Origin of the sequence: Dietzia sp. (assembly GCF_036741115.1) — a bacterium.
Lineage (GTDB): Bacteria > Actinomycetota > Actinomycetes > Mycobacteriales > Mycobacteriaceae > Dietzia.
Genome location: NZ_DAINST010000059.1, coordinates 17592 through 21004 on the forward strand (window position 1 = coordinate 17592; position 3413 = coordinate 21004).

General features: G+C 69.2%; 3 protein-coding genes. 2 read left to right on the forward strand and 1 reads right to left on the reverse strand.

Going from position 1 to position 3413, the window contains the following annotated elements; translation table 11 throughout:
• The first annotated feature begins 211 nt into the window (after nt 1–211).
• Nucleotides 212–1045, forward strand: a complete 834-nt coding sequence (locus tag V7E05_RS10060; RefSeq protein WP_333619522.1) for a lysophospholipid acyltransferase family protein — start codon at nt 212–214, stop codon at nt 1043–1045.
• The gene (locus tag V7E05_RS10065) at nt 1042–1911 is read left to right on the forward strand and encodes an HAD family hydrolase (protein WP_333619523.1); all 870 of its coding nucleotides are present in this window, start codon (nt 1042–1044) and stop codon (nt 1909–1911) included. The genes V7E05_RS10060 and V7E05_RS10065 overlap by 4 nt, the downstream gene beginning before the upstream one ends.
• Before the next feature lie 430 nt (nt 1912–2341).
• Here V7E05_RS10065 and V7E05_RS10070 read toward each other — a convergent pair.
• The coding region (locus tag V7E05_RS10070) for an N-acetylmuramoyl-L-alanine amidase (protein ID WP_333619524.1) at nt 2342–3413 on the reverse strand (1072 nt) is incomplete at its 5' end.

Here is a 3413-nt window from a genome sequence, read left to right on the forward strand (position 1 = left end):
GGGGCGAGGTCGTGCATGCCGGGCGGTTGTCCGTCGTGGTGCCCGAGGCGCTGCGCCCGTTCGTCGGGGTCGACGTCCTCGAGCCGAAGAAGTAGGGCGCGAGTCGTCGCCACGCCGGGACCCGGGCGGGGCCGGGGGATCGTGGCGTCCGGCGTCATCCAGCCTTCCTCTCCGCGGGCGGACGTAACCTGCACGAAGTAATGTGGGACACATGGCCCTCGAACCGCTGTACACGTCGATCATCGGAATCGCCCGCGCGATGTTTTTCGCGCAAGGCCTGGACATGCGGCTCACGGGGGAGAAGAACTTTCCGCGGACCGGCGGCGCCGTCGTGGTCATCAACCACACCGGGTACATGGACTTCGTCTACGCGGGCGTCCCGGCGCGCGTGTGGAAGCGATTCATCCGCTTCATGGCCAAGGCCGAGGTGTTCGAGCACCCGGTCGCTGGCCCGATCATGCGCAATCTGCGGCATATCCCCGTCGACCGCACGGCCGGTTCCGATGCGTATTCGACCGCGGTGCAGAAGCTCCGCGAGGGCGAGCTCATCGGCGTGTTCCCCGAAGCCACCATTTCGCGCAGCTTCGAGATCAAGCACTTCAAGTCCGGCGCCGCGCGCATGGCGAAAGAGGCAGGCGTGCCCGTCCTGCCCGTGACCATCTGGGGTTCCCAGCGGGTGTGGACCAAGGGCCTGCCGAAGAACATGGTGCGCCCGAAAGTCCCGGTCCTCATCGACACAGCCGAGCCCATGGAGGTCACCGGCGACCCGGCGGAGTTCACCGAGAAGCTGCGCGGCTTCATGCAGGGACGGCTCGAGGAGCTGCAGGCGCGGTACGCGGAGCTCGAGGGCCCGTATCCCGAGGGCGCCTCGTGGGTGCCGCGTCGGCTCGGCGGTTCGGCGCCGTCGCTCGAAGAGGCGAATGCGCTCGACGAGGCCGAACACCAGGCGCGGATCGCGAAGAAGCGTGGGTCGGGCGACGGTGGGTCGGGTTCCGGTGCCGGGCCGAGTTCCGGTTCGGCGGATGACGCAGGGTCCCGCAATTGAGCAACGCCCTCCCACAGGAATCGGCCGGTACGGGAGCGCGCTCGCATCCGCTATTCGTGGCCACGGACATCGACGGCACGCTCCTCGATTCGCGTGATCGCGTCCCGTCGGCGCACCGCGAGGCGTTCGCCGCGGCCGCTGCCGCCGGCGCCACGGTGTGCCTGGCCACCGGGCGGCCGCCGCGCTGGATCCCCGAGATCCTCGACGAATTGGGGCAGACGCCGCTGGCGGTGTGCGCCAACGGCGCCGTGCTCCTCGATACTGCGAGCGGCGAGATCCTCTGGTCCTCGCTGCTCGAGCCGGACGTGCTCGAAGAGCTCGCCAGAATCGTCCACTCCGCGCTGCCCGGAGCCGGGCTGGCCGCCGAGCGCGTGGGCCTCGATGCGGCGGACGACGATTTCGTGGCCTCCCCGGACTACGAGCACGCGTGGATCCAGCCGGAGACCGTGGAAGTCGGGCACGCCGAGGTGATCGAGCGGCCGGTGTTCAAGCTGCTCGCGCGGGTCCCGGGGATGTCGAGCGCCGCGATGGCGGAGGCCGTCCGGGACGCGGCCGCGCATATCGCCACGGTGACCTACTCGACCGAGAACGGCCTGATCGAATTCGCCCCGCCCGGGATTTCCAAGGCCACGACGCTCGCGAGCCTCGCCGATCGGGTCTCCGCGGTGCGCTTCGAGCGGGCGCCGGGGGAGCCGCCGCGGACCGTGGCGTTCGGGGATATGCCGAACGACGTGGAGATGCTCCGCTGGGCCGACCTCGGCGTGGCGATGGGCAACGCGCACTCGGCCGTGGTCGAGGCCGCGGACGAGGTGACGCTCTCCAGCGACGAGGGCGGCATTGCCGCGGTGTTGTCGCGCTGGTTCTAGCTTCTGTTTGACGGCGCCTGCCGCGTTGCCCACCCGGCCGCTGGCAGGTAGTCCGCCGGCCGCAGACTTCGAGGCCGTCGCCGGTCTCGCTGTCCTCGGCGGAGTTTGCACGACCTTGAGCACGTTTCCCCGTGCAGAAGCGGTGGGGACGAGGCCCCGCGGGTTGGGAATGCCGCGCGGGCCGGGAGCTCCAGCGGAGCCCAGCAACACGTACGGCCGCTCCGAAATTGCAAGCGAGCCGGGAACCCACCACATCCCCGGTGCGTCGATAGACCTGCGCGCGACATCCACGAGCGCGTCCCTTGAAAAGAGAATCGGTCGTACACCTGGTGGGTTCCCGGCCCGCTGGACCGTGTCCGAGTACTTATTACGCGCCCCGGCGGCGCAGGTGGGGGCGGTTCAGGGCCCGCCCCCCGAGCCCGGACCGCGCCTACTTCTCCACGTGCACCTGGCCGGTGGCCGGGTCGTAGACGAGTGTGCCGTGCTGGAAGGTCTGCGCGACGGTGCCGTCGGCGCGCTTCTGCTCGGCGGCGGTCGGGAGTCCGAGCGGACCGTGCTCGAAGTCCTGCGCGGCCCAGGCGTCGCCGATCTTGCCCCAGACGGGCTGCGCACCGGTCTCCGGCGACTCGTAGATTGCACCGTTCTCGTACTTCGCGTACGAGACGTCGCCGTACTTCTTCGCCCCGGAGAGCGCCTTGCCGAGCGGGCCGGCCGCGCCCTTGAGCTGCTGGAACGCCGCGGAGATCGACTGCGAGTCGATGCCCGAGTCGCCGCCGATAATCCCACCGAGCGTATCGACCAGGTCTAGCGCCTTGAGACCGTCGAGGTTGATCGAACGGCCGTTCATGAGCACCTGGCCCACAATCGAGGCGATCTTCTTTTTGTCGAGGTCCTGGAGCTTGTCGAGTCCGGGGCCGAGCGTCTTCTGCAGCGAGCCCTCGCCGGAGTCGCCCGAGTTGCCCGTCGAGGTCTCGCCCTCGTCGCCCTTGCCCGGGGTGGACGGGTTCGTCGTGCCGCCGGAATTGCCGCCGGAGTTCCCACCCGAATTACCCGAGGACGTGCCACCGGACGTCTTCGCATACGAGGCCGCGATATCCCGGATCTTCGACAACTGCGCATATCCGGAGTCGCCGGGGCAGCTAGTCAGCCCGACGTCACGGTGGGCGAAGATGTTCGGCAGCGACACGGACTGTCCCTGCGGGTACATCGTGTACGAGGTGCCCTCGGAGACGTGGTTCGCCTTGCCCTTTGGATCGACACCGGCGATGGCGAGGCGCCAGCCGAGAATCTCGCCGACCTTCTGGATGGTGGCCGCGGGCGGGGTGACGGACGAGTAGTCGCCCATCATCGAGATGCCCCACGTGTTCTGGTTGAACCCGCCGGCGTGCGCGCCCTGGACGTTCTTGTCGAGGCCGCCCGCGCGGCCCTCGAAAGCCTGCCCGTACTTGTCGACCAGCACGTTGTAGCCGATGTCGCACCAGCCGAGGTTCTGCGCGTGGTAG

Coding starts and splice junctions, on each gene's coding strand:
- V7E05_RS10060 (WP_333619522.1), top strand. CDS start 212: ATGGCCCTCGAACCGCTGTACACGTCGATCATCGGAATCGCCCGCGCG.